Below are 20,094 nucleotides of genomic sequence, written 5' to 3' on the forward strand. Positions count from 1 at the left end.
TAAAGAAGTGAGAAGAAATAGTCCAGAAGCCTGTCCCACCCTTTGGGAATTCATTGGCTTTGCCGATACTAAATAACAGTAACAGTCATGAATCTAATTTGTGAGGAATTTTCCCAAGTTTAACAAAGTTTTCAATGCCAAAAGCGGACAAACACCATGTCTGAACGAAGAAACTCACCACGATTTCAGGATGCCAAATTATTTCCTTTGGTTGAAGGAATACTGGAATTGAAGGAAGGGACCCATTGGACGGTCAATTTCGATAATTTAAGCTTGGAAGGCGCGCTCCTGGTCATGCCGGAGTGGCGAGCACGCTCTTTAGCTGCAGGGATGGAAATTCATGTGAAACTCATGCTAGAGGATAAAATCATTTGGGGACGGGGAACCATCCAACACGTTCAGAGTGAATCCATGGAAGATTCCAAAACCAGCAGGGCCGGGGTGCTCTTTGATGAAATTAAAACCAAAGACGGCAAAAATTCCAAGCATATCTTGGGTGAAATGGTTCGGGCCTTAGATCGATATCAGCTTCGGCAGCGTGCCGCATTGTCTTGGTCAGAGTAGGCCTAACCCCCAAATATTCAATTCATCCTTCGAAAAAAATTCCTCTAGACTTCTTCAATTTTCAATAAATATTGAATGATTTTATCCAAGGCCTCCGCGCTGAGTTTTTGGCCGTACCAGCGGGGCATGACATGATCACGATACCCTTTCACGATATAGACACCTGGATTGAGAATTGATTCCTGCACATATTCCCAATCCGTATTGGCACGTCCCTGATAGTTGGGGTCGGCTAACCGTTTTCGAGCATTGGTACCTAATTCCAACTTAGGCCCCTCGCGACCTCGGGCCGCTACGATACCAGGAATTGTATGACAAGCCGCGCAACCGGATTGAATAAAAATTTTATCGATTGGTTCTTTGCCCGTGGCTAACGGCACATTGGCTTTCTCAACCTTTTTCGGTTCCTCTCTTATTTCCATGCGTTCAGCATTGGGCTTCCCTGGTTCCTCTTCCTTGGGACCTTTGGCCGAAAAAATACGGTCAACTGTCCAAAGAAAAACCAGGCACGCCACCCCGATAATCACTAAGGTCTCTTTATCCAACTGAAACGGTTTCTTATTTTCCGCCATAATCGAAGTTCAATCCCTCGGGTTTGCTATTCGTGCTAACCTGGATACCTCTAGCACAATCCTAGGGGCTTCACCAACCAAGGAAGCATTGCCTGGAGGTTTTTGTTAGGCTATAGAAAAATTATACCGAGAACCATCGTCCATGACTAAAAATCAAATTTCCCTTCCTTTTCAACCGCATCCCTGGATAGCCAACCCGCATATGCAAACGTTGGTGCCACGGTATCGGCGTCGGTCCCATTTGCTCACCGATGTACCATTGGAAGAACGTCTGTTCCAAGTTGACACTCACTCTCACATCAAAAGTCTGTGTAGTTGGCAAGCCCCTCGAAACCCGGCCCCTGCGCTCATTGTCGTCCATGGCCTCGAGGGCTGCCACGATTCCCACTACATGCGAGGGCTCGCGCATAAAGCCTGGCATGCGGGCTTCAACGTGATCCGATTCAATCAACGCAATTGTGCGGACACCGAGCACCTGACGCCAACACTCTATAACGGTGGCTTGAGCCACGATATCCGCTCGGTTGCGAATGAACTGGTCCATAAAGAAAAAATTCAGGCACTCTGGGTTGCTGGGTATTCCATGGGCGGGAACTTAGTCTTAAAAATGGCAGGGGAAGCTAAGGATGATTTTCCGGCTTTAAAGGGCGTGGCGGCAGTATGCCCCAACATCCATCCGGCAGCCTGCGTGGCCGCCCTCGAACAGCGTCGCAATTGGATCTACCATGAACATTTTATGGTGAAGCTCAAGGCTCGGCTACAACGAAAAACTAAACTGTTTCCGGGAAAGTGGGATCTCTCGTTGTACAAACACATTCGAACGATGTCCCAATTCGACGATGCGTATACCGCTCCGGATGGGGGATACCGCGATGCAGCGGACTATTATGAACAATCTGGATCCCGTCATGTATTAGCGCACATACGGGTCCCGACCCTCATTATCACCTCGCAAGATGATCCCTTTATTCCCATTGGTACATTTCAAATTCCATCCATTCAATCCAATCCCTACATTCAATTGGTGACCCCAGCTCACGGTGGCCACTGCGGATTTATTCAAAAGTCACAGGAGTATGAGGACGGGCATTGGGCGGAAAATCGAATCGTTGAATTTATTCGAAGGGAGTAAAGCGTAATGTAAAGAATCCGTCTCCTCCTGATTCCCTCATCACGCTTCACAAATTACGCTTAAACGAATTTCCGAACTACACAAATCGTTCCAGCGCTTCACGATACTTGGCGCTTGTCTGTTTCACTACGTCCTCGGGGAGATGGGGCGGGGGGGGATTATGATCCCAGCCAATAGAATCTAAATAATCTCGAACATATTGCTTATCAAAACTCGGTTGGGATTTACCGGCCTCATATTGATCCTTGGGCCAAAAACGGGAAGAGTCCGGCGTGAGCAACTCATCAATCACCAAGAGTTTCTTGGTTTCCCGATGCAGCCCGAATTCGAATTTTGTATCGGCAATGATAATGCCCCGTTGCTCAGCTAACGCAGCGGCCCTTTGATAAATTAGGATACTGGCGTTTTTGACCTGTTCTGCTAACTCTTCGCCAATCATCGCGCACATTTTTTGGTAAGAAATATTTTCATCATGCCCTTTGGTGGCCTTGGTCGAGGGAGTAAATAGGGGATCAGGAAATTTATCGGATTCTCTCAACCCCTTGGGAAGCGGCTGTTCGCAAACCGTCCCCTGGCTTTTGTATTCTTTCCAGGCAGACCCGGAAAGATACCCGCGCACGATACATTCCACCGGCAACGGATCGGCCTTTTCCACGACCATGCTACGCCCAGCCAATAGGTCTTTATATGGTTGGCACGAAACCGGAAACTCCTCAGGATTCATCGTGCGCAAATGATGGGGAACAAGCCCCCCCTCTTGCCATAAGCGCTCAAACCAAAACTTTGAGAGTTGGGTCAGGACATAGCCTTTCCCTGGAATTCCTTCCGGCAACACCACATCAAAGGCCGAAATCCGATCGCTGGCAATCAATAACAAACAATCGCCTAAGTCATACATATCCCGAACTTTGCCCTGCCGTTTGGCGCCTAGGCTAGTGAGATTCGTCTCAAACACCCCTGGAGCTGTCCATACTTGGGTCATGGGTCACGTTCCTTGTTGAAATCAGGACCACTTTTGAAAAGCAGACTTTAGTCAGGCGAATGCCCCGAGTCAAGGTTTGGGAGGTACCCAGACGTTCGGGAGGCGGGACAAATTCGACAACTCAGATGGCAGGATACCGTTTTCCCCTTGATCCCTTGGAAGGGATTGGGTAGAACCTCTATGAGCAATTCACATCCTTCATTGCGAGAAAAACAAGCAACCATGGCAACAAAACAACCGGCATCCACACACGGGTTTCTTCGACACCTCCACGAGCCCTCCAAGAAATATTTGGAGGAATGGTTTGATGTACCCGCCCATATTCACCATGTCGCTCATCGCATGGCCAACCCCCCTTTAGACCGCCCGCAAAGCCGGCAAGAATTTCAATACTTACTTCAATGCCTGGAGGTTCCGGAGGAACACACGGTCATCTATGAAAAATTTGGGCATGGGGCTAAGATCGCACCTAACGGGGATCGACTCCTCGTCACATGGGAAGCCCATACGGAGTATTATAGCTACCAGGTCTGGCATATCCCCGATGACAAATTGAAACCCCTGGAATTCGGACCGCTCCGATTTCCAGATTTCGCTATGCCTCTTTCGCCCTTGGGCATTCAAGTCAATGCCTTGGATATCTTGGTGCTCCCACACATCAGCCTGGCCGTCGAAGAAGTCAAACACACCATGCCCGGGCCACAGATCTATGGCAGCAAAATTTTTGGACATGATATTTCTGTGATGACCACCTATACGCCGGACGAGCATCAACGCGAACGCTACCTCATCATGTCCCCCTCGTTTGATGTACTCCTGAATCAATTAGCCCGGACCATCGATACGCTCGTGGCCATTGAGAACTACACCCACTTGATTCTCCTTCCGCTGCAAGCCTTTGCCCAATCCGTGGATCAAGTGCATCAGTTTGAACAACGCCACTTATATCAACGGGGATTGATCACCACGGAAATAGATGCTTCCAACCCTGAAAAACTCCAACGCTGGCTCACGGTTCTGACTCAGGACTTCATGAAAGTCAGTCGACTCGCTGAATCCATGCGATTTAAACTTAGCGCTGCCGTGCCTTACGATCGCATCATTCGATCGAATCTATCCTCGCTCCAAGAAAAAGGCATTGACGGTTGTCGTCAAATTTCTGAATACGTGGATGGTAAAACGATTGGCGTAGCCGATGGATATCTGCAATTAGTCAAACGGATCGATGCGCTGGTGAATGATTTTCAGGGAACCATTGCAGTTATCCGCACCAAAGTCGAACTCCTGCTCCAAGATCAAAACTTGGCGCTTCAGGATCAGAACCTCAAACTCCTTCGGAGTGTGGACAAAACCACCCGAAGCCAAGCCATGCTCCAACATACCGTGGAAGGATTATCCGTCATCGTGATTTCGTATTATCTCAGCGGACTTGGAAGCTATGTGTTCAAAGCCATGGAAGAGGTCGGGTGGATCTCAAGTGCCTCCGTGGCCTCTGGCGTGTTTGTCCCAATCACTCTGGGATTATCCTTTCTTCTTATTTTTCTTGGACGGAAGGTTATTTACAAAAAATTCTCTGAAAAATCCCCAACCTAACCCTCATCCTTCATGTTCTTGCCCCCAATTGTGTGATGCCGCCTAGGTATCTGGGTCTCCAATTCCCATACAGCCTCCCTTGGAACTTCTAACGCCCTTTCAGAAAAACGCTAATATTTTACTTGGCATCCTCCGATAACATTCATTGGGCAGTATTTCTACCCGTCTTTTGTCAATAAATGGAGTCTGTTAGAAGCCAATGGAACCGCTGAATATTCCCCCGGAATGTATCGCTAAATTGGATTCGTGCACCTCTCTCCCCAGTCCGCCAAAGGTGGCGTTGCAAATCATTGAATTAGTTAAAAATCCAGAAATTGATATCGATGATGTGGTACGGGTGCTCTCGTTGGATCCGGCCCTATCCGTGAAAATCTTGCGTATGGCCAATTCACCCTTATATTCCTATGAGAAGAAAGTTGCGACCCTGCAAAAGGCTGTGATGTTGATAGGTCTCAATGGCATCCTTTCGCTTGCTCTGTCTTTTTCTTTGGTGAAATCGCTTCGGCGCGGCCAAGGGGAAGGATTAGACCATAACCAATTTTGGCGTCGAGCCTTAATTTCCGGATCAGCAGGGTTGGCTCTGGCGCAAATGTGCAATCGCTCTGATCAGGAAGAATTGTTTATGGCCTCATTCACGCAGGACATTGGCATGTTGGTGTTGGATCAAGTCGAGCCTCCCTTATATGCCCATCCGGATTTTCCGCAAATGACACATCAACAGGGGATTGCCCACGAACGAGAGCACTTTTTTGGGGTGGATCACGCGACAGTGGGAAGTTGGTTGCTCCAACGATGGAATTTGCCGGATGGCCTGATTACAGCGGTGCGATATAGCGATGAACCTGATCAAGCCCCACAAGAAATCGAGGACCGCCAATATCTCCAATGTGTGGCCTTCAGCGGAATGTTCGCCGATCTGTCGGTATCGCAGGTAGACGACGATACGCTCTTCGAAATTTCCGATTCGATTGAAACTTCCTTGAAGTTACCCTCGTTGGGTTTTGTGGAAGTCTTTAAAAAAGTGAAACAATTGGTTCAAGAATCTGGCCCGTTGTTTGAAATCGATTACCAGGAAGGATTTGATCCAGATACTACCATGGAGCGCGCACGCGAACTCCGCGCCCTACGGACCATCGCTCTAGACCAAAAAATGCATACCCTTACCACACAAATATAGTTGTTCTTCTCCCCCCTAACCTTGTCTTATTTTCTGCTGTTGTCTCCCAAAGAAATACACCATCGCCCGTCTTACGTTGTCGATTGTGCCTGAAGAATGGGCCCGATATCCGCTTTCGAATAGGTCGCGGGTTTTACCCATTTACCATCGTCGCGCTTATATCCCCCGACCTTACTCATATTCGATCGCTGCACCTCACGAAACACCGGTTCCATATCAATGCCATACGACACGGCCGTGCCATAGACCACGTACAAAAGGTCAGCAAGTTCCTTGGCAATATCGGGTAAATTTTTTTCTTCCAGCGCACCTTTGAGTTCATCAAATTCTTCCTGGATGAGTCTAATACGTAGGGCCTTGGTTTTTTCATCAGGCACGGTCGGAATGTCCGATATATGAATCTCAAATTCTTTGTGAAACTCAAGAACCATTTGTTGTGCCTCGTACACGTTCGCCTCCTTCACAGTAATTCAGAAATTCAGTATTTGGGAAATTAATGGCATTTTCTTCGTGCTCAAAGATTCTATAATGCAAGCAATATATACACATCATTAACATTCGTTCCTGTGGCACCAGTATGAATACGACCGCCAACCTTTTCAAAGAAACCATAACTGTCATTGTTCGTCAGTGCCTGTATCGGATTTAAAGATCTTTTTTGGGCACGTTCTACTGTCTGCCCGTCAACCAGAGCCCCAGCCATTTCCGTTGGGCCATCACTGCCATCTGTTCCGAAACCAACCACATACATCTTGGGCAAGCCGACAATCTGCATCGCCCCGGATAAGGCCAATTCCTGAGCTCGGCCCCCTTTTCCATTTCCTCGTACCGTGACCGTCAACTCGCCCCCCCACACAACACAAGCCGGCCTAAACACGGGCCTTCCCGAAGCATGTATTTCTCGGGCAATGGCCCCAATCATCTTTCCTGCCTCTCGAGCCTCGCCTTCTAGAGTCGTGGTCATGACGAGTGGATTAAGGCCCTCCAATTTGGCTTGAGTGGCGATAGCTTCTACCGTCAGACGATTATTTCCGATAATTTCATGATGAATTCGAGCCGATTTCTTGGCTTTACGTTTAGTTGTATCGGCCATATGAGCTTTGATTCCCTTCTCAAGATGAAGACGCACCGCTGAAGACACGCGATTCCATATCTGATAGTGCTGGAGGATCTCTCGTGCCTCCAGACAGGTGCTAGGGTTGGGGACAGTTGGTCCAGACCCGATGGTCGCCAGATCATCCCCCAAAACATCCGAGAGAACGAGAGAAACAATCGTGGCTGACGTCGCGGATGCCAACTGTCCGCCTTTTATCGAAGAAAGATGTTTCCGTACGACATTGATTTCATGAATGGTAGCCCCACAGCGAAGCAACATACTCGTAGTACGCTTTTTATCCTGTAAGGTCAGACCCGGAGCTGGAGCGGCAAGAAGACTCGATGCTCCGCCGGAAATGAGCACAAACAATAAATCTCGTCGGGTCAAGGAATGAACAAAGGTGAGGATTTCCCTGGCAGCTTGTACGCTTCGTGTGTCAGGGACTGGATGACTGGCTTCGTGTAGACGAATCGTTTGGGTTGGGCATCCGGATCGGTCTTTGACCGAGACCAGCCCCCCATCCAAGCGAGGACCTAAGTGTTGCTCCAAGGCCAGAGCCATGGAGCCTGATGCTTTCCCAGCCCCCACACACACGACTCGATCAAATTTTTTTAGATCATATTGACGCCCTCCGACCACGAGTCTCGATCCGTTTACGGACAAGGCTTTTTTCATGGCCATGATTGGATCGGCAGCTTGCAACCCTGCAAGCAATAACTTCCTAATAATGGTGCAAGCCTTTCGGTCGTATGAATCGATATGAATTTTCATAGTTGGGTGTACACGAATTATTCGTTAGTGCTGACCACTAACCGACTCGCCCCTGTGTTTTCCCCTGCAAAGGCTGTGGTACTATTCTGCGTATGTCAGGCTTGCAGGTTTTACACCAGACGATTACGGATTGCACCCTTTGCCCTCGATTAACCACCTACCGTCGAAGGATTGCCCAAACCAAGGTCAAACGGTTTCAAGAGTGGGAATATTGGGGCCGACCGATTCCAGGGTTTGGCGATCCCAAAGCCCAACTATTTGTTCTCGGATTGGCTCCAGCCGCCCATGGCGGCAATCGTACTGGGCGCGTATTCACTGGAGACCGAAGTGGGGATTGGCTCTACGAAGCCCTTCACCAATTTGGATTTTCGACTCAAGCCGAAGCCACTCATCGAGGCGATGGCCTCAAGCTCCACAATTGCTATGTCGGGGTGGCCCTACGCTGCGCCCCACCGGATAATAAACCCACGAAAGAAGAATTCAACACATGTCGTCCCTATTTGCAGGAAGAGCTTCGACTGTTACCAAACATTACGGTTGTGGTAGCGTTGGGGAAAATTGCCTTCGATGAATATCTGAAAGCATCCCAGGCACTAGGGCATTCACTCCGCAAGCCCTTGCCAAAGTTTGGACATGGATCGGTGCATTCCACCCCCTGGGGAGTGACACTCCTGGGATCCTATCATCCAAGTCAACAAAATACCTTCACGGGGCGACTGACTCGCCCGATGTTTCACGGGGTATTTCATCATGCAAAGAAGTTGATCGACCCATAATCGTACTCACCGATTTGACTGCGCTGAAGGCCAGGGTTAGAATTTTTCAACAAGGTCGCCAGGATTCGACGTTGCAAACTGAAACCATTCCTGTTTAAAGGGGGCCAAAATGTCCATCCCTCACATCGTTTTTCTGAGTGCCATTCTCTTTTTGGCAGGATGCGGAGGCAACCCCTACCTGGACGCCTCATTAAATCCCGCAGAGCTTCAAGGGAAACCGCAATCTTGGTTTGAAGAAAATTGGGGGAAACCTAGCGCCAAAGCTCAACGATTTTTTGGAGGAGAAACCTGGACATATTTCCGGATAGCCGGTGGGAAAAAGACGTTTCCGTATTTCAATTTTGAACCTAACGAATGCCAAATCAGTTTAGATTTTGACAAAGAAGGCAGACTGGAAGATTCGTCCTATTCTGGGTGCTAATTAGCTGCCAACACCTCATTGTCAGTTGCCCTCCATTTCTCGCTCATGAATTCCCCGAACTCAAACGTATGCGTTTATCCCACCCTTCAAGCCCTCACGACGGCCGCAGCAGAGCATGTGATTCATCAGGCCTCCCTCGCCATAAACCTTCGAAAAAAGTTTACAATTGCGCTGGCTGGAGGTTCGACTCCTAAGAATCTCTATGCATTGCTAGCAAGCCCTGAGTATCGAACCCGCCTCGATTGGGAAAAGGTAGAATTTTTCTGGGGTGACGAACGACATGTCCCACCCGACCATGCCGACAGTAATTATCGAATGGCTCATGAAGCCATACTAGGACCTCTCCAAATTCCCGAAACCCATATACATCGAATACAGGGCGAACTAGCAGATGCCCAGGAAGCTGCGAATCGGTATGAGTCATTGCTTCGGAATCGACTGGCGTCGACTGATTCTGCTATTCCCCAGCTTGACTTGGTTTTGTTAGGGATGGGACCAGATGGGCATACCGCCTCCCTATTTCCTGGAACGGATGCGGTTCATGAATCAACCCGGTTAGTCGTGGCCCCTTGGGTAGAAAAATTTCAGACGTTTCGGATTACGATGACTCCTGCGTTGATTAACCACGCTTATCAGGTCACCTTTCTCATTTCCGGAGGGGAAAAAGCCCAAGTGCTTCGAGAGGTCAAAGAAGGGCCGTATCAACCAGATGCGCTACCTTCCCAGGTAATAAAACCTCTATCCGGGCATTTAACTTGGCTCCTTGACCAGGAGGCCGCAAGCAACCTCTCAACACAACAATCTGACTGAAATTCCCCCAAAATTGATCGATTGCCCTATGTGTCCCCACGTGCGATGTAACACTTCTAAAAAACTTTAGACTACATCATCGCCTGGAATTTCCACCGATGTTTCTAGAGTTTCGTGAATTGCGTTACAGACAATACTCTTCATTTCCAGTATCTTGCAGGGTCACAAAGCGTTAGAATTGACGAGGCAATGCCCCTTTGTTTATACCCAAACGATACGGCAGTTCTTTTTTTGAATAGGAGTCAATATGGAATCCGAAGTGATTACTAAAGCTGTCAGTGAACGATATGCCCATGCGGTGACCAATGGAGAAGAAATGTGCTGTCCTACTGGCTATGACCACGAAGACTTGCGTTCCTTTATTCCCGAACCCGTCCTCAAGGTTTCCTATGGCTGTGGCACGCCAGTAGGACTTTCCACGGTACAACCCGGGGAAACGGTTTTGGATATTGGTTCCGGAGGAGGGATCGATTGTTTCGAGGCTTCTCGACGCGTCGGGCCAACCGGACGAGTCATCGGCATTGACATGACAGATGAAATGCTTGCCCTGGCCCGCACCCATGCGCCCACCGTTGCGAAAAATCTTGGCTATGCTGAATCGAATGTGGATTTCCGAAAAGGGCAAGCCGAAGCCATGCCCGTTAAAAATGAAGACGTTGATCTGATTGTTTCGAATTGCGTGATCAACCTATCTCCAGACAAGCCTAAAGTGTTTCAGGAAATGTTCCGTATTCTCCGACCGGGAGGGCGGTTTTCCATTTCGGATATCGTTTCCGATCACTCCATTCCCAACTATATGATTCACGATAAAGAAAAATGGGGAGACTGTCTTTCTGGTGCCCTTCCACTCCATGAATATTGGGGAGGGCTCCGTGCGGCAGGATTTTTAGGTATTCATCAGGTAAATCTCATTCCATGGCGGGTCATTGACGGAATTCATTTTCTCTCGATCACCTTGACAGGCTACAAACTCACTACCCCGACAACCACAGCTTCAAAATTTGCGACACTCAAAGGCCCATTTAGCCAAATCACGGATGAGCTCGGACAAACCTTTACGCGAGGCATACCTGAATCTATCAATCCTCAAACCGCGACACTTCTTCAAACCCCGCTCTATGAGAATTTGTTCGTATTCTCCGAAACACCTGAAAAACTCACAGAGTCCGATCCACGATGGTCAAGTATTCTGCCAGAGGACAGCGACTGTATGTGGGCCGGAGACTTTGCGATGCTGACCGGCCCATGTCTCGAAGCGCGCGATGATGATGGCCATACCTTCCACTGCGGAGTTCCTTTAGAAATTTGTTCAAAGACCCATCGGGTCTTACAGCATGGAGCCTACCAACCATACTTTGGAGTGATTAATCGCGCTATGCAGCCAAGCTCGCATGAAGCCATTATTTGCGAACCAACTGGCGGGTGTTGTTAGTCAGACCTAGAAACAGGACTAAATATATTCGATGAAGAATATCCCCCTGGTTGCCCCAACTTCCCCTGCTGATTTGGAAACAAAGGGAACTTCCTTCCCGCAAACGTTGTCTGATCATGGACTTTCCCCGTTAATCGCCAAGGATATAAGGTCCCTACAGATCAATATCGGAAAGCTGTGCAACCAGACATGCTCTCATTGTCATGTGGATGCGGGACCGACACGGACGGAAAACATGACGCTCGACACCATCAAAGCCATCCTTTCCGTCGTCAAAAAACATCCGAGCATTGCCACCATTGATATCACTGGCGGGGCTCCTGAGATGAATCCCCATTTTGAATTTTTGGTGGAAGAATGCCGCGCTTTAGAACGAAAAGTCATTGACCGCTGCAATCTCACGGTATTTTTCGTGAAAGGCAAATCCCAATTACCAATGTTTCTCGCGAAACACCAGGTAGAAGTTGTGGCCTCACTGCCCTGTTATTCACAAGACAATGTGGATCAACAACGCGGGAAGGGAGTGTTTGATCGAAGTATTGCCGCATTACAACAACTCAATCAATTGGGATATGGCAAGGAAGGGACAGGATTGATTTTGAATTTGGTCTACAATCCTTTAGGATCAAATCTTCCGCCTCAACAGCATAAACTCGAACTCGATTATAAGCATGAGCTCCGGACTCAGTTCGGTATCGAGTTTAACCAGTTATTAACAATCACCAATATGCCAATCAGCCGTTTTCTGGATGACCTGAGACGCACAGGCCAGATGGATGCCTACATGGATCTCCTCATCAACAACTTCAATGCCGATTCTGCCGATAGAGTGATGTGCCGGACATTATTAAGTGTGGGTTGGGACGGGAGGCTGTATGATTGCGATTTCCATCAGATGCTCGATATCCCCTTAGCGGATGGATTGCCTCAGACGATTCAGGAATTTCAATTTCAACCCCTTGGAAATCGTCCCATTGTCATGGCCCAGCATTGCTTCGGTTGCACCGCTGGGGCCGGCTCTTCTTGTGGCGGGTCACTTCTCTAACAATCAATTCGCACCGCTGTCCAAAACGCCTAGCAATTGCCCTACATAGCGACTTATCCCTTCCCGGACATGTAACTTTTAAATTTCCCGGCACAGTCGTCGCTGCAAAAATAATATTGTTGTCCCCCAACTTTTTCGCCGATGGCGTCACCAGCCGGAATATAAGATTTACACACTGGGTCCTGCACCATCACATCTTTGGCAGGCAACGCCGGATCAGGTTTCTTTTTTCCAAAAAATTCTCGCAGAGAAGTTCGAACCATGAAAAAAAGTATAATGAGTAGTACCAGAATAATGATGATCCGCCACATAAGAAACCCTTTCACCCCAATAAAACGGTTCGAAAACCAGGAGAAAAACTCCTTAAGGACTTATGACTCTTGTGTCCCGATGTCTATGGGGCACAAATACTTCTACCAGTATACTGATTTGTCATATGGAGGGCCAACGAAAATCTGTATAGGCAAGGGAGAAAAGGGTTTATCCATACACACGGCCCATCCTAAGCAAATGCTTAACCCTTTCAATCGGCCTTGATTGCTCTAGCATTTTCAAACTTGTTAGGATCATTATCCTTTTCAATCCTAAATGAATGAATTTCTCGTAATTTTCATATCATGAATATTCCCGTGTTTTCCCGACTCATTTTGATCGTTGGTAGCTTGGCACTTCTTACGAGCTGTGCCACAGCCCAGCCTCGAATCATTGACCTTACCTACTCTTTTGACGAACAGACGGTGTATTGGCCTAAGAACCAACATTTTCATCGACAAGATACAGCCAGAGGCATGACCCCAAAAGGCTATTGGTATGCCTCAGGAACATTCTCTGCTTCAGAGCATGGAGGGACCCATCTCGACGCGCCCGTACATTTCGCGTTGGATGGACAGAGTATCGATCAAATTCCCGTGGAAAGCCTTGTGGGCCCTGCCGTTGTTCTCGATATTCGAGAGGGGTGTCGGCTTAATACTGACTACGAACTCACCGTTCAAGACATCCATCTTTGGGAAACACAATTTGGTCTCATAGAACCCAATGACTTGGTTTTGATTCGCACGGGATGGGGCAAACATTGGCCAGATCCCCAACACTATCTCGGCAGTGCCACACCCGACAACCCTACGACTTTACATTTTCCTGGAGTGTCAGCCGAAGCTATGGCCTTCCTGGTCCACGATCGTCAGATTCGGGGGCTAGGCATTGATACGGCGAGTATCGATCCGGGCCAATCAAGAGATTTTCAGGCACATCAAATTTTAAGTGCCGCCAATCGGTATGCACTAGAGAATGTGGCATACCTCGATCAACTTCCCACTCGAGGCGCCACGGTCTATGCTTTACCGATCAAGATTAAAAACGGGACTGGCGGCCCTGTTCGACTGATTGCTGTAATCCCAAAATGATCTGAAAGGATCGATCAACCAATCTACTTTCGAGAAGGAATAGGGAATGATCAATATTTCTCTGATGGGACAATTAGAAACGGCCGATGGTGAGCGAAGCCTGGCCTGTGAAATTGAAGACGCCATGCCAGTCAAACTCCTGCTACAAAAACAGGGACGTAAGCTTCGTCAAGTCACTCGGTTGTTACGGGAAAAAAAGGTCATGGTCACAGTGAATCGACGCGTGGCCAGCGAAGATACTCAGGTGTACGATGGAGACGAGATCAGTCTAGTGGCCCATGACGGGATGAGCACGAAAGGTTTGGGGCCGTCGTTTTATGAATGACCTCCTCATGATCCATTCTCACTCATGGAGTGGGTTGGTATGGTAATCGTCCAAACAAACAAAAAGGGACAGCTACTTTCTAGCTGTCCCTTTTCAGTTTTTTAAAATGAAGCCAGATCCGTCTCGGTAAAATCGCCTCTTCAATCACCTAGAAAAAATCAAAGATAAATGAGAACCGATACAGTACTTACTTCTTGCCGAGAATAGAATCCTTCGCTGCCTTGGCTACTCGGAATTTGACCACTTTCTTAGCAGGAATCTTAATCGGTTCCCCAGTTTGGGGATTCCGACCAGTTCGAGCCTTGCGGTGAGACAAGACAAGCTTTCCAATCCCTGGAAGGGTGAAGGCATTTTTGGCCTCCTTGTAAGCCAGTGCCGCCAAATTGTCTAGTATCTCTGTTGCAGTCTTCTTCGTCACACCAGATTTACCAGCAAGGTGATCAGCGATCTGGGACTTTGTCATGGCTTTTCCCATACAGACCTCCTCTTCATGAGTGTAAAATGTAGGTAGCGCTCAACAACAATATTACGAACTAACAGTGGCCAATCCACTGTTCTATGAACAAAAACACCGATTGTTCCGAATGAATATGATAACTAGATGGGACGGGGCGAGATACTACCGTAAGGATTCTACCCTGTCAACCACAAAACACGCATGGATGCAAGAAAATATTCGGTTCCACCTCTCCCGAAAAAAGTTTTCGATGGTTGCTGCCTAGAACCATGGCAAGGTAGAGTAAGGTCTCAACTTTATCCGTAATCCTTCAGAACAGATAGAGGTCCAGCATGGCTAAAGAAATTCCTGTATTTTCCTCGACCAAGACGGAAGAACCCAAAGAGGAAGTCATCTATTGCCGCGTATTTTGCCAACGAGAAGATCCTTCTCCCTTGCGCTTATTACTCGACTTTCTAAAATCCAAAAGCCAAGTCCCCCTTGTCCCCAAAATGGATCCCGAAGCGCTGGATGACTGGAGTTGGGCACAAGTTTCCTTGGGGTATCACCGTGAACGAAAACCCATCCAATTATTTTGCGTTCGTGACCGAGGGACCTATAAAGATGTCTTTGAACAAGAACAGGCCGGATTCAGTGGACAACTCTCGGCCTTTGGCGACCAAGAGGCTGAAATTGCCAGAGAATTCGTGGTGCGATCCAAATTTATCCTCACCTCCCGACTCATCAAGGATGACATCACCGATGAAGGCTACGATTTTAACGGTTGGATTTTAGAGTTTTTCCAGGATAACTGTAATGGGATTGTGCAAATCGATGGGCAGGGCTTTTTTTCGCCAAAAGGCGAACTTATTGTTGATATGCAAAATGATCCGGTCGAGGATTTTTCAACCCCGCAAATCAAACCCTCCTAAGACTATGTATCTAGGGTACCTCTACTAGGAAGGTACGAGACTGTCACACACCGTGGTTCCAAAAGTCCGTTGAGGAATTTCGGAAATCGCCCCTCGATATCCAACCCCATCTTTGACGACCTCGACCAAGGCATTTTGGTCGAAGAGAGCCGGCTTATTGATTACATCATGGCAACAAAACAAGAGGTCTGCACGCTTGCCTGGTACGATACTTCCCGTGTCCTCTTGGCCAATGCGTTCAGCGGCCAGCCCCGTTCCTGCATACCACGCCGATAAGGAAGAAAGTCCGTCCTCCATTAACGAGACAATTTCCATATAGTTCCGCCCATGCATGTTTGGCAAAATGGGATCGGTACCGGTCAACATTTTTAACCCACTAACATGTGCAATGCGAACCGCTTCCGCATGAACGGCAGCCACCTGTTGCACCTTCTCCATGACAAAGGGACTCATGCCCTCGGCGCCCGATAACGACCGGCTAATCCAAGATGTCGGAGTGACCGTACATCCTTTGGCAAAGGCACGCTCGGCCAGATCCTGATCCATGAAGGAAATATGTTGGATATCTTGAACTCCACAGTCGATGGCCAACCGGATCCCGCTTTTGCTATGGGCATGAGCGGCCACCATGAGACCTCGCCCCGCCGCTTCATCACAGATGGCCTCCACTTCCGCTTGAGTAAAATCACGATGCTCTAAATGGTCCGAAGGCGAAATCACACCCGGGCTCGTGCAAATCTTGACCAAATCACCTCCACAGGCCGCGATCTCCCTGACGCGCTTTCGACAGTCCCAAGGCCCATCCACAATGTTAGAAGGCTGACCAGGACCAGGGGGCCATAACCGCGACACAGCGGCATGACATCGATCCGTCCCACGAAAATCCGCATGCCCACCCGTGGTAGACAGCATACAGATAGCAATTTTCATCCGTGGGCCAATGATCATGCCTTCATCCACCATGCGCTTAACAAAATGCGTCGCTCCGCCGACATCCCGAACCGTTGTAACTCCACCATTTACGAGCGTGGTAAATAAAATTTTCTCCGTATACAACAAACCTGCCTGCGTATTCATCGTATCCATATCTTCGTGACGAATCCCCACCACTGTCACATGGCTATGACAATCAATAAGTCCTGGGGTCACGATGTACGAAGAACAATCCACTCGGCGAATGTCAGACCCATTGGGGCCCTGAGAATCATGCGGCTTGAGTGCATGTACTTTTCCCTCATCCATCCACAGATCCACCCCCTCATGAATAGCCTGGGTGGAGGCAGAAGTCCCGTCATACAATTTTTGGATATTCGAAAAAATAATCATGATCTATTTCCGGTTGCCGATAGAATACGCTCGCTAAAGTTTCTCTAGCGTATTCCAGAGAATTTCTCAATAGGACCACGAGGGTTCGCGCTTGAATTCTTAACCTTCCTAGGGCCTATTCTGCCACAGAACGAGAATGCTTCCCTGTCGACTTGGCAGAATTTACCCAACCATGATAGGTTAGCTCCTCTCTTTTTGTGATATTCTTTGAACTCGCATTGGTTCTCTAGCCTGGTAGCCATAACTCAATTCTGCGAAGGTCCCTTGCATTCCCTGCAGCTCCAACATGATCAACCTCACCATGTAATTCAAAATCGACGTTGTGGCACATCAAACAGGGTGAATGGACACTGTCAATGCCCAATTCTTATCACCATATCATGAGTATCTATTTATGAGTCCTCAATCGGAACACCGTTGGTTCTTTGAACCAGAAACTTTCCCTGTCAGGCACATTGGCTCCACCGACGCAGAAGTCCAAGAAATGTTGGAGGTGTTGGGTTTGCCCTCCCTTGATGCGTTAGTACAGGCAACCATTCCCCAGGACATTCGTTTGCAGAATCCTTTAAATCTGCCCTCGCAACGGACCGAACAGGATGTGTTGGGCGAAATGAAAACCATGGCCCAACAAAACACCGTATATCGCTCGTTTATTGGGATGGGATATTACGATTGCGTCACTCCGCCAGTCATTCTTCGAAATATTTTGGAGAACCCCGCTTGGTACACCCAATACACTCCCTATCAAGCAGAGTTGGCCCAGGGCCGCTTAGAAGCTCTCCTGAATTTTCAGACCATGGTCACGGATCTCACGGGGCTCCCACTAGCCAACGCTTCACTATTGGATGAAGGGACAGCCGCAGCCGAAGCCATGGCCATGTGTTTCGCGATCGGGAAATCCTCACGGCCCGCATTCTTTGCCTCGAAAGGATGCCACCCACAAACATTGGCGGTCGTACAAACCCGGGCGGAATCACTTGGGATTACGCTGGACATTGGGATGGTCGATAATATTGATTGGGAACAACATGCATACTGTGGCCTTCTTCTCCAGTACCCCACGACGGATGGCTTTCTTCGCAACTATCAGGATTTAGCCCAACGCGCCCATGAAGCTGGGACTCATGTTGTGGTTGCGACAGATTTGTTAGCCCTCACCCTGCTCAAACCACCAGGCGAATTCGGCGCTGACATTGCCATTGGATCGAGTCAACGATTTGGCGTCCCGCTTGGTTTTGGCGGTCCACACGCGGCCTTCCTTTCGACCAAGGAGGAGTTCGCCAGGCAAATGCCAGGACGCATTGTGGGAGCATCCAAAGATGCCAAGGGCAAGACAGCCTATCGCCTCGCCCTTCAGACACGGGAACAACACATTCGTCGGGATCGTGCCACGAGTAACATTTGCACAGCACAAGTTCTGCTCGCCAATATCGCCGGTCTCTATGCGGTCTATCATGGCCCCAATGGACTCAAGCGAATGGCTGAACGGGTCCACGGAATGACGCAGGTGTTAGTCGAAGGATTGACCCGATTGGGGTGTCAGGTCACAGATGAAATGTTTTTCGATACCATTCGCGTCTCTTCTGTTTCGTTAAAGCCTGAGAATATCCTCAAGCAAGCGACACATCATGGTCTTAACCTTCGTTCTTTTGAGGATGGATCGTTCGGCATCTCCTTGGACGAAGCCACAACTCTGGACGACCTTGAAACCCTGTTTAAAACCTTCTCGAAAGATGGGCGAATTTGGTTTAGCCCCAAAGAACTGGCTGAAGCCTTGACCGTCTCCATTCCTGCGCCATTTGCTCGAACCACCCCTTTTCTGACGCATGAAGTGTTTAATCGTTATCACTCGGAACACGAGTTGTTGCGTTACATGCACCGGCTCCAATCTCGCGATCTTTCCTTAGTGCATTCGATGATTCCTCTGGGATCATGCACCATGAAACTCAATGCCACCTCGGAAATGATCCCAGTGACGTGGCCGGAATTTAGCCGGATCCATCCATTTGCGCCCCAGGACCAGACTGCCGGATATAATCAATTATTTCAGCAACTAGAATCCTGGCTCTCGGAAATTACCGGATTTTCTGGAGTCTCTTTGCAACCGAATGCAGGATCTCAGGGTGAATATGCCGGGTTGATGGTAATACGAGCGTATCAAAAACACCGGGGAGAGGCACAACGAAACATCTGCCTCATTCCGGTATCGGCCCATGGAACCAACCCAGCCAGCGCGGTAATTGCGGGCCTCAAAGTCGTGCCGGTATCGTGCGACAAACAAGGCAATATCGATGTTGCGGATCTTCAAGCCAAAGCCAGCCAGCATCGAGAACAGCTCGCCGCTCTGATGGTCACTTATCCTTCAACGCATGGGGTCTTTGAAGAATCGATTCGGGAAGTCTGCAAAATTGTCCATGAACACGGCGGACAAGTGTATATGGATGGCGCCAATATGAATGCCATGGTGGGCCTGTGCCGCCCCGGAGACATAGGCGCGGATGTCTGTCATCTGAACCTGCACAAAACTTTTTGCATTCCCCATGGAGGAGGTGGTCCAGGCATGGGCCCCATTGCGGCGGCGAGTCACTTAACTCCTTTCTTACCTGGACACCCCATTCGTAATCCCAGTGGCGACCAGGCGATCGGCGCCATATCCGCCGCGCCCTATGGAAGTCCCAGCATACTCCCAATTTCCTGGGCCTTCATTGCCTTAATGGGCGGTGATGGGCTCACCCATTCGACAAAAGTCGCTATTCTCAATGCCAACTATATGGCCAAACGCCTTGAGAAAGACTATAGGGTATTATTCCGAGGAAAAAATGGACTGTCAGCCCACGAATTTATTCTGGATCTGCGTCCCTTTAAGAAATCAGCCGATATCGAAGTCGAAGACGTGGCCAAACGATTAATGGATTTTGGCTTTCATGCGCCCACGATTTCCTGGCCGGTCGCTGGAACCATGATGATCGAACCCACCGAAAGCGAATCCAAGGCTGAACTGGATCGATACTGTGAGGCACTGATAACTATCCGTAAAGAAATTGAAGCTATCGAAGAGGGGCGACTTCCTCGGGATGACAACCCTTTGAAGAACGCTCCCCATACCATCGATGTCGTCACCAGTTCTCAATGGGTACACCCCTATACGCAAGAACAGGCGGCATTTCCCGCGCCCTGGTTACGTGACTATAAATTTTGGCCCTCTGTGTCTCGAATCGATAATGCCTATGGCGACCGTAACCTCGTATGCACCTGCCCACCAATGGAAGACATAATAAAAAAACCGGAAGCATAGTCTGGT

The 20,094-nt window shown here is 48.7% G+C and carries 20 protein-coding genes; 13 read left to right on the forward strand and 7 right to left on the reverse strand.

From position 1 onward, the window contains the following. Positions 1-156 precede the first annotated feature (156 nt). Positions 157-564 carry a PilZ domain-containing protein gene (locus tag PPG34_RS08650; protein WP_313832826.1) on the forward strand — a complete coding sequence of 136 codons (408 nt, stop codon included), beginning with the start codon at positions 157-159 and terminating at the stop codon, positions 562-564. A gap of 44 nt (positions 565-608) precedes the next feature. On the opposite strand, the gene PPG34_RS08655 is transcribed toward PPG34_RS08650, so the two are convergent. Further along, positions 609-1,136, reverse strand: coding sequence for a c-type cytochrome (locus PPG34_RS08655; protein WP_313832827.1), 528 nt, complete (start codon positions 1,134-1,136; stop codon positions 609-611). A 142-nt stretch (positions 1,137-1,278) separates the two neighbouring features. Here PPG34_RS08655 and PPG34_RS08660 point away from each other — a divergent pair, with 142 nt between their 5' ends. Next, positions 1,279-2,268, forward strand: a complete 990-nt coding sequence (locus PPG34_RS08660; protein WP_313832829.1) for a YheT family hydrolase — start codon at positions 1,279-1,281, stop codon at positions 2,266-2,268. A gap of 76 nt (positions 2,269-2,344) precedes the next feature. On the opposite strand, the gene PPG34_RS08665 is transcribed toward PPG34_RS08660, so the two are convergent. Next, positions 2,345-3,250: a phosphoribosylaminoimidazolesuccinocarboxamide synthase gene (locus PPG34_RS08665; RefSeq protein WP_313832830.1), complete on the reverse strand. Its 906-nt coding sequence runs from the start codon at positions 3,248-3,250 to the stop codon at positions 2,345-2,347. 180 nt (positions 3,251-3,430) lie between these two features. Here PPG34_RS08665 and PPG34_RS08670 point away from each other — a divergent pair, with 180 nt between their 5' ends. Together PPG34_RS08670 and PPG34_RS08675 are read left to right on the forward strand one after the other, a co-directional pair. Next, complete coding sequence (locus tag PPG34_RS08670; RefSeq protein ID WP_313832831.1) at positions 3,431-4,843, forward strand: DUF3422 family protein; 1,413 nt, start codon at positions 3,431-3,433, stop codon at positions 4,841-4,843. A 199-nt stretch (positions 4,844-5,042) separates the two neighbouring features. Then, entirely contained in the window at positions 5,043-6,020 is a 978-nt protein-coding gene (locus PPG34_RS08675; RefSeq protein WP_313832832.1) for an HDOD domain-containing protein, read from the forward strand. A 71-nt stretch (positions 6,021-6,091) separates the two neighbouring features. On the opposite strand, the gene PPG34_RS08680 is transcribed toward PPG34_RS08675, so the two are convergent. Both PPG34_RS08680 and PPG34_RS08685 read right to left on the reverse strand, forming a co-directional pair. Then, positions 6,092-6,469 carry a pyrophosphohydrolase domain-containing protein gene (locus PPG34_RS08680; RefSeq protein WP_313832834.1) on the reverse strand — a complete coding sequence of 126 codons (378 nt, stop codon included), beginning with the start codon at positions 6,467-6,469 and terminating at the stop codon, positions 6,092-6,094. A 74-nt stretch (positions 6,470-6,543) separates the two neighbouring features. Then, on the reverse strand, positions 6,544-7,887 hold the full coding sequence (locus PPG34_RS08685; RefSeq protein WP_313832835.1) for a glycerate kinase type-2 family protein: 1,344 nt from the start codon (positions 7,885-7,887) through the stop codon (positions 6,544-6,546). A 92-nt stretch (positions 7,888-7,979) separates the two neighbouring features. Here PPG34_RS08685 and PPG34_RS08690 point away from each other — a divergent pair, with 92 nt between their 5' ends. The 5 genes from PPG34_RS08690 to arsS all read left to right on the forward strand — a co-directional run bounded on the left by PPG34_RS08690 (position 7,980) and on the right by arsS (position 12,371). After that, positions 7,980-8,663, forward strand: a complete 684-nt coding sequence (locus tag PPG34_RS08690) for a uracil-DNA glycosylase (RefSeq protein ID WP_313832836.1) — start codon at positions 7,980-7,982, stop codon at positions 8,661-8,663. A gap of 109 nt (positions 8,664-8,772) precedes the next feature. After that, on the forward strand, positions 8,773-9,084 hold the full coding sequence (locus PPG34_RS08695; protein WP_313832837.1) for a hypothetical protein: 312 nt from the start codon (positions 8,773-8,775) through the stop codon (positions 9,082-9,084). Between the two features lie 45 nt (positions 9,085-9,129). Then, on the forward strand, positions 9,130-9,894 hold the full coding sequence (gene pgl, locus PPG34_RS08700) for a 6-phosphogluconolactonase (RefSeq protein ID WP_313832838.1): 765 nt from the start codon (positions 9,130-9,132) through the stop codon (positions 9,892-9,894). Between the two features lie 247 nt (positions 9,895-10,141). Continuing rightward, positions 10,142-11,326: a methyltransferase domain-containing protein gene (locus tag PPG34_RS08705; RefSeq protein WP_313832839.1), complete on the forward strand. Its 1,185-nt coding sequence runs from the start codon at positions 10,142-10,144 to the stop codon at positions 11,324-11,326. 31 nt (positions 11,327-11,357) lie between these two features. Continuing rightward, a complete protein-coding gene (gene arsS, locus PPG34_RS08710; RefSeq protein ID WP_313832840.1) occupies positions 11,358-12,371 on the forward strand; it encodes an arsenosugar biosynthesis radical SAM (seleno)protein ArsS in 1,014 nt (337 codons plus the stop codon). Between the two features lie 53 nt (positions 12,372-12,424). On the opposite strand, the gene PPG34_RS08715 is transcribed toward arsS, so the two are convergent. Then, complete coding sequence (locus tag PPG34_RS08715; protein ID WP_313832841.1) at positions 12,425-12,682, reverse strand: YHS domain-containing protein; 258 nt, start codon at positions 12,680-12,682, stop codon at positions 12,425-12,427. A 306-nt stretch (positions 12,683-12,988) separates the two neighbouring features. On the opposite strand from PPG34_RS08715, the gene PPG34_RS08720 reads away from it, so the two are divergent. Further along, positions 12,989-13,774 (forward strand): cyclase family protein, encoded by a 786-nt coding sequence (locus tag PPG34_RS08720; protein ID WP_313832842.1) that lies wholly within the window; start codon positions 12,989-12,991, stop codon positions 13,772-13,774. Between the two features lie 46 nt (positions 13,775-13,820). Next, positions 13,821-14,099: a MoaD/ThiS family protein gene (locus PPG34_RS08725; RefSeq protein ID WP_313832843.1), complete on the forward strand. Its 279-nt coding sequence runs from the start codon at positions 13,821-13,823 to the stop codon at positions 14,097-14,099. A gap of 187 nt (positions 14,100-14,286) precedes the next feature. Here PPG34_RS08725 and PPG34_RS08730 read toward each other — a convergent pair whose 3' ends face one another. Then, positions 14,287-14,574, reverse strand: a complete 288-nt coding sequence (locus PPG34_RS08730) for an HU family DNA-binding protein (protein ID WP_313832844.1) — start codon at positions 14,572-14,574, stop codon at positions 14,287-14,289. Between the two features lie 314 nt (positions 14,575-14,888). Between PPG34_RS08730 and PPG34_RS08735 the strand changes: the two genes are divergently transcribed. Continuing rightward, entirely contained in the window at positions 14,889-15,467 is a 579-nt protein-coding gene (locus PPG34_RS08735; protein WP_313832845.1) for a hypothetical protein, read from the forward strand. Between the two features lie 24 nt (positions 15,468-15,491). Here PPG34_RS08735 and PPG34_RS08740 read toward each other — a convergent pair whose 3' ends face one another. After that, positions 15,492-16,793 (reverse strand): metal-dependent hydrolase family protein, encoded by a 1,302-nt coding sequence (locus tag PPG34_RS08740; protein ID WP_313832846.1) that lies wholly within the window; start codon positions 16,791-16,793, stop codon positions 15,492-15,494. A gap of 394 nt (positions 16,794-17,187) precedes the next feature. On the opposite strand from PPG34_RS08740, the gene gcvP reads away from it, so the two are divergent. Next, the gene (gene gcvP, locus PPG34_RS08745) at positions 17,188-20,088 is read left to right on the forward strand and encodes an aminomethyl-transferring glycine dehydrogenase (RefSeq protein WP_313832847.1); all 2,901 of its coding nucleotides are present in this window, start codon (positions 17,188-17,190) and stop codon (positions 20,086-20,088) included. Positions 20,089-20,094 lie beyond the last annotated feature (6 nt).

This window comes from Candidatus Nitronereus thalassa, assembly GCF_032191465.1.
GTDB classification, from domain to species: Bacteria; Nitrospirota; Nitrospiria; order Nitrospirales; family UBA8639; genus Nitronereus; species Nitronereus thalassa.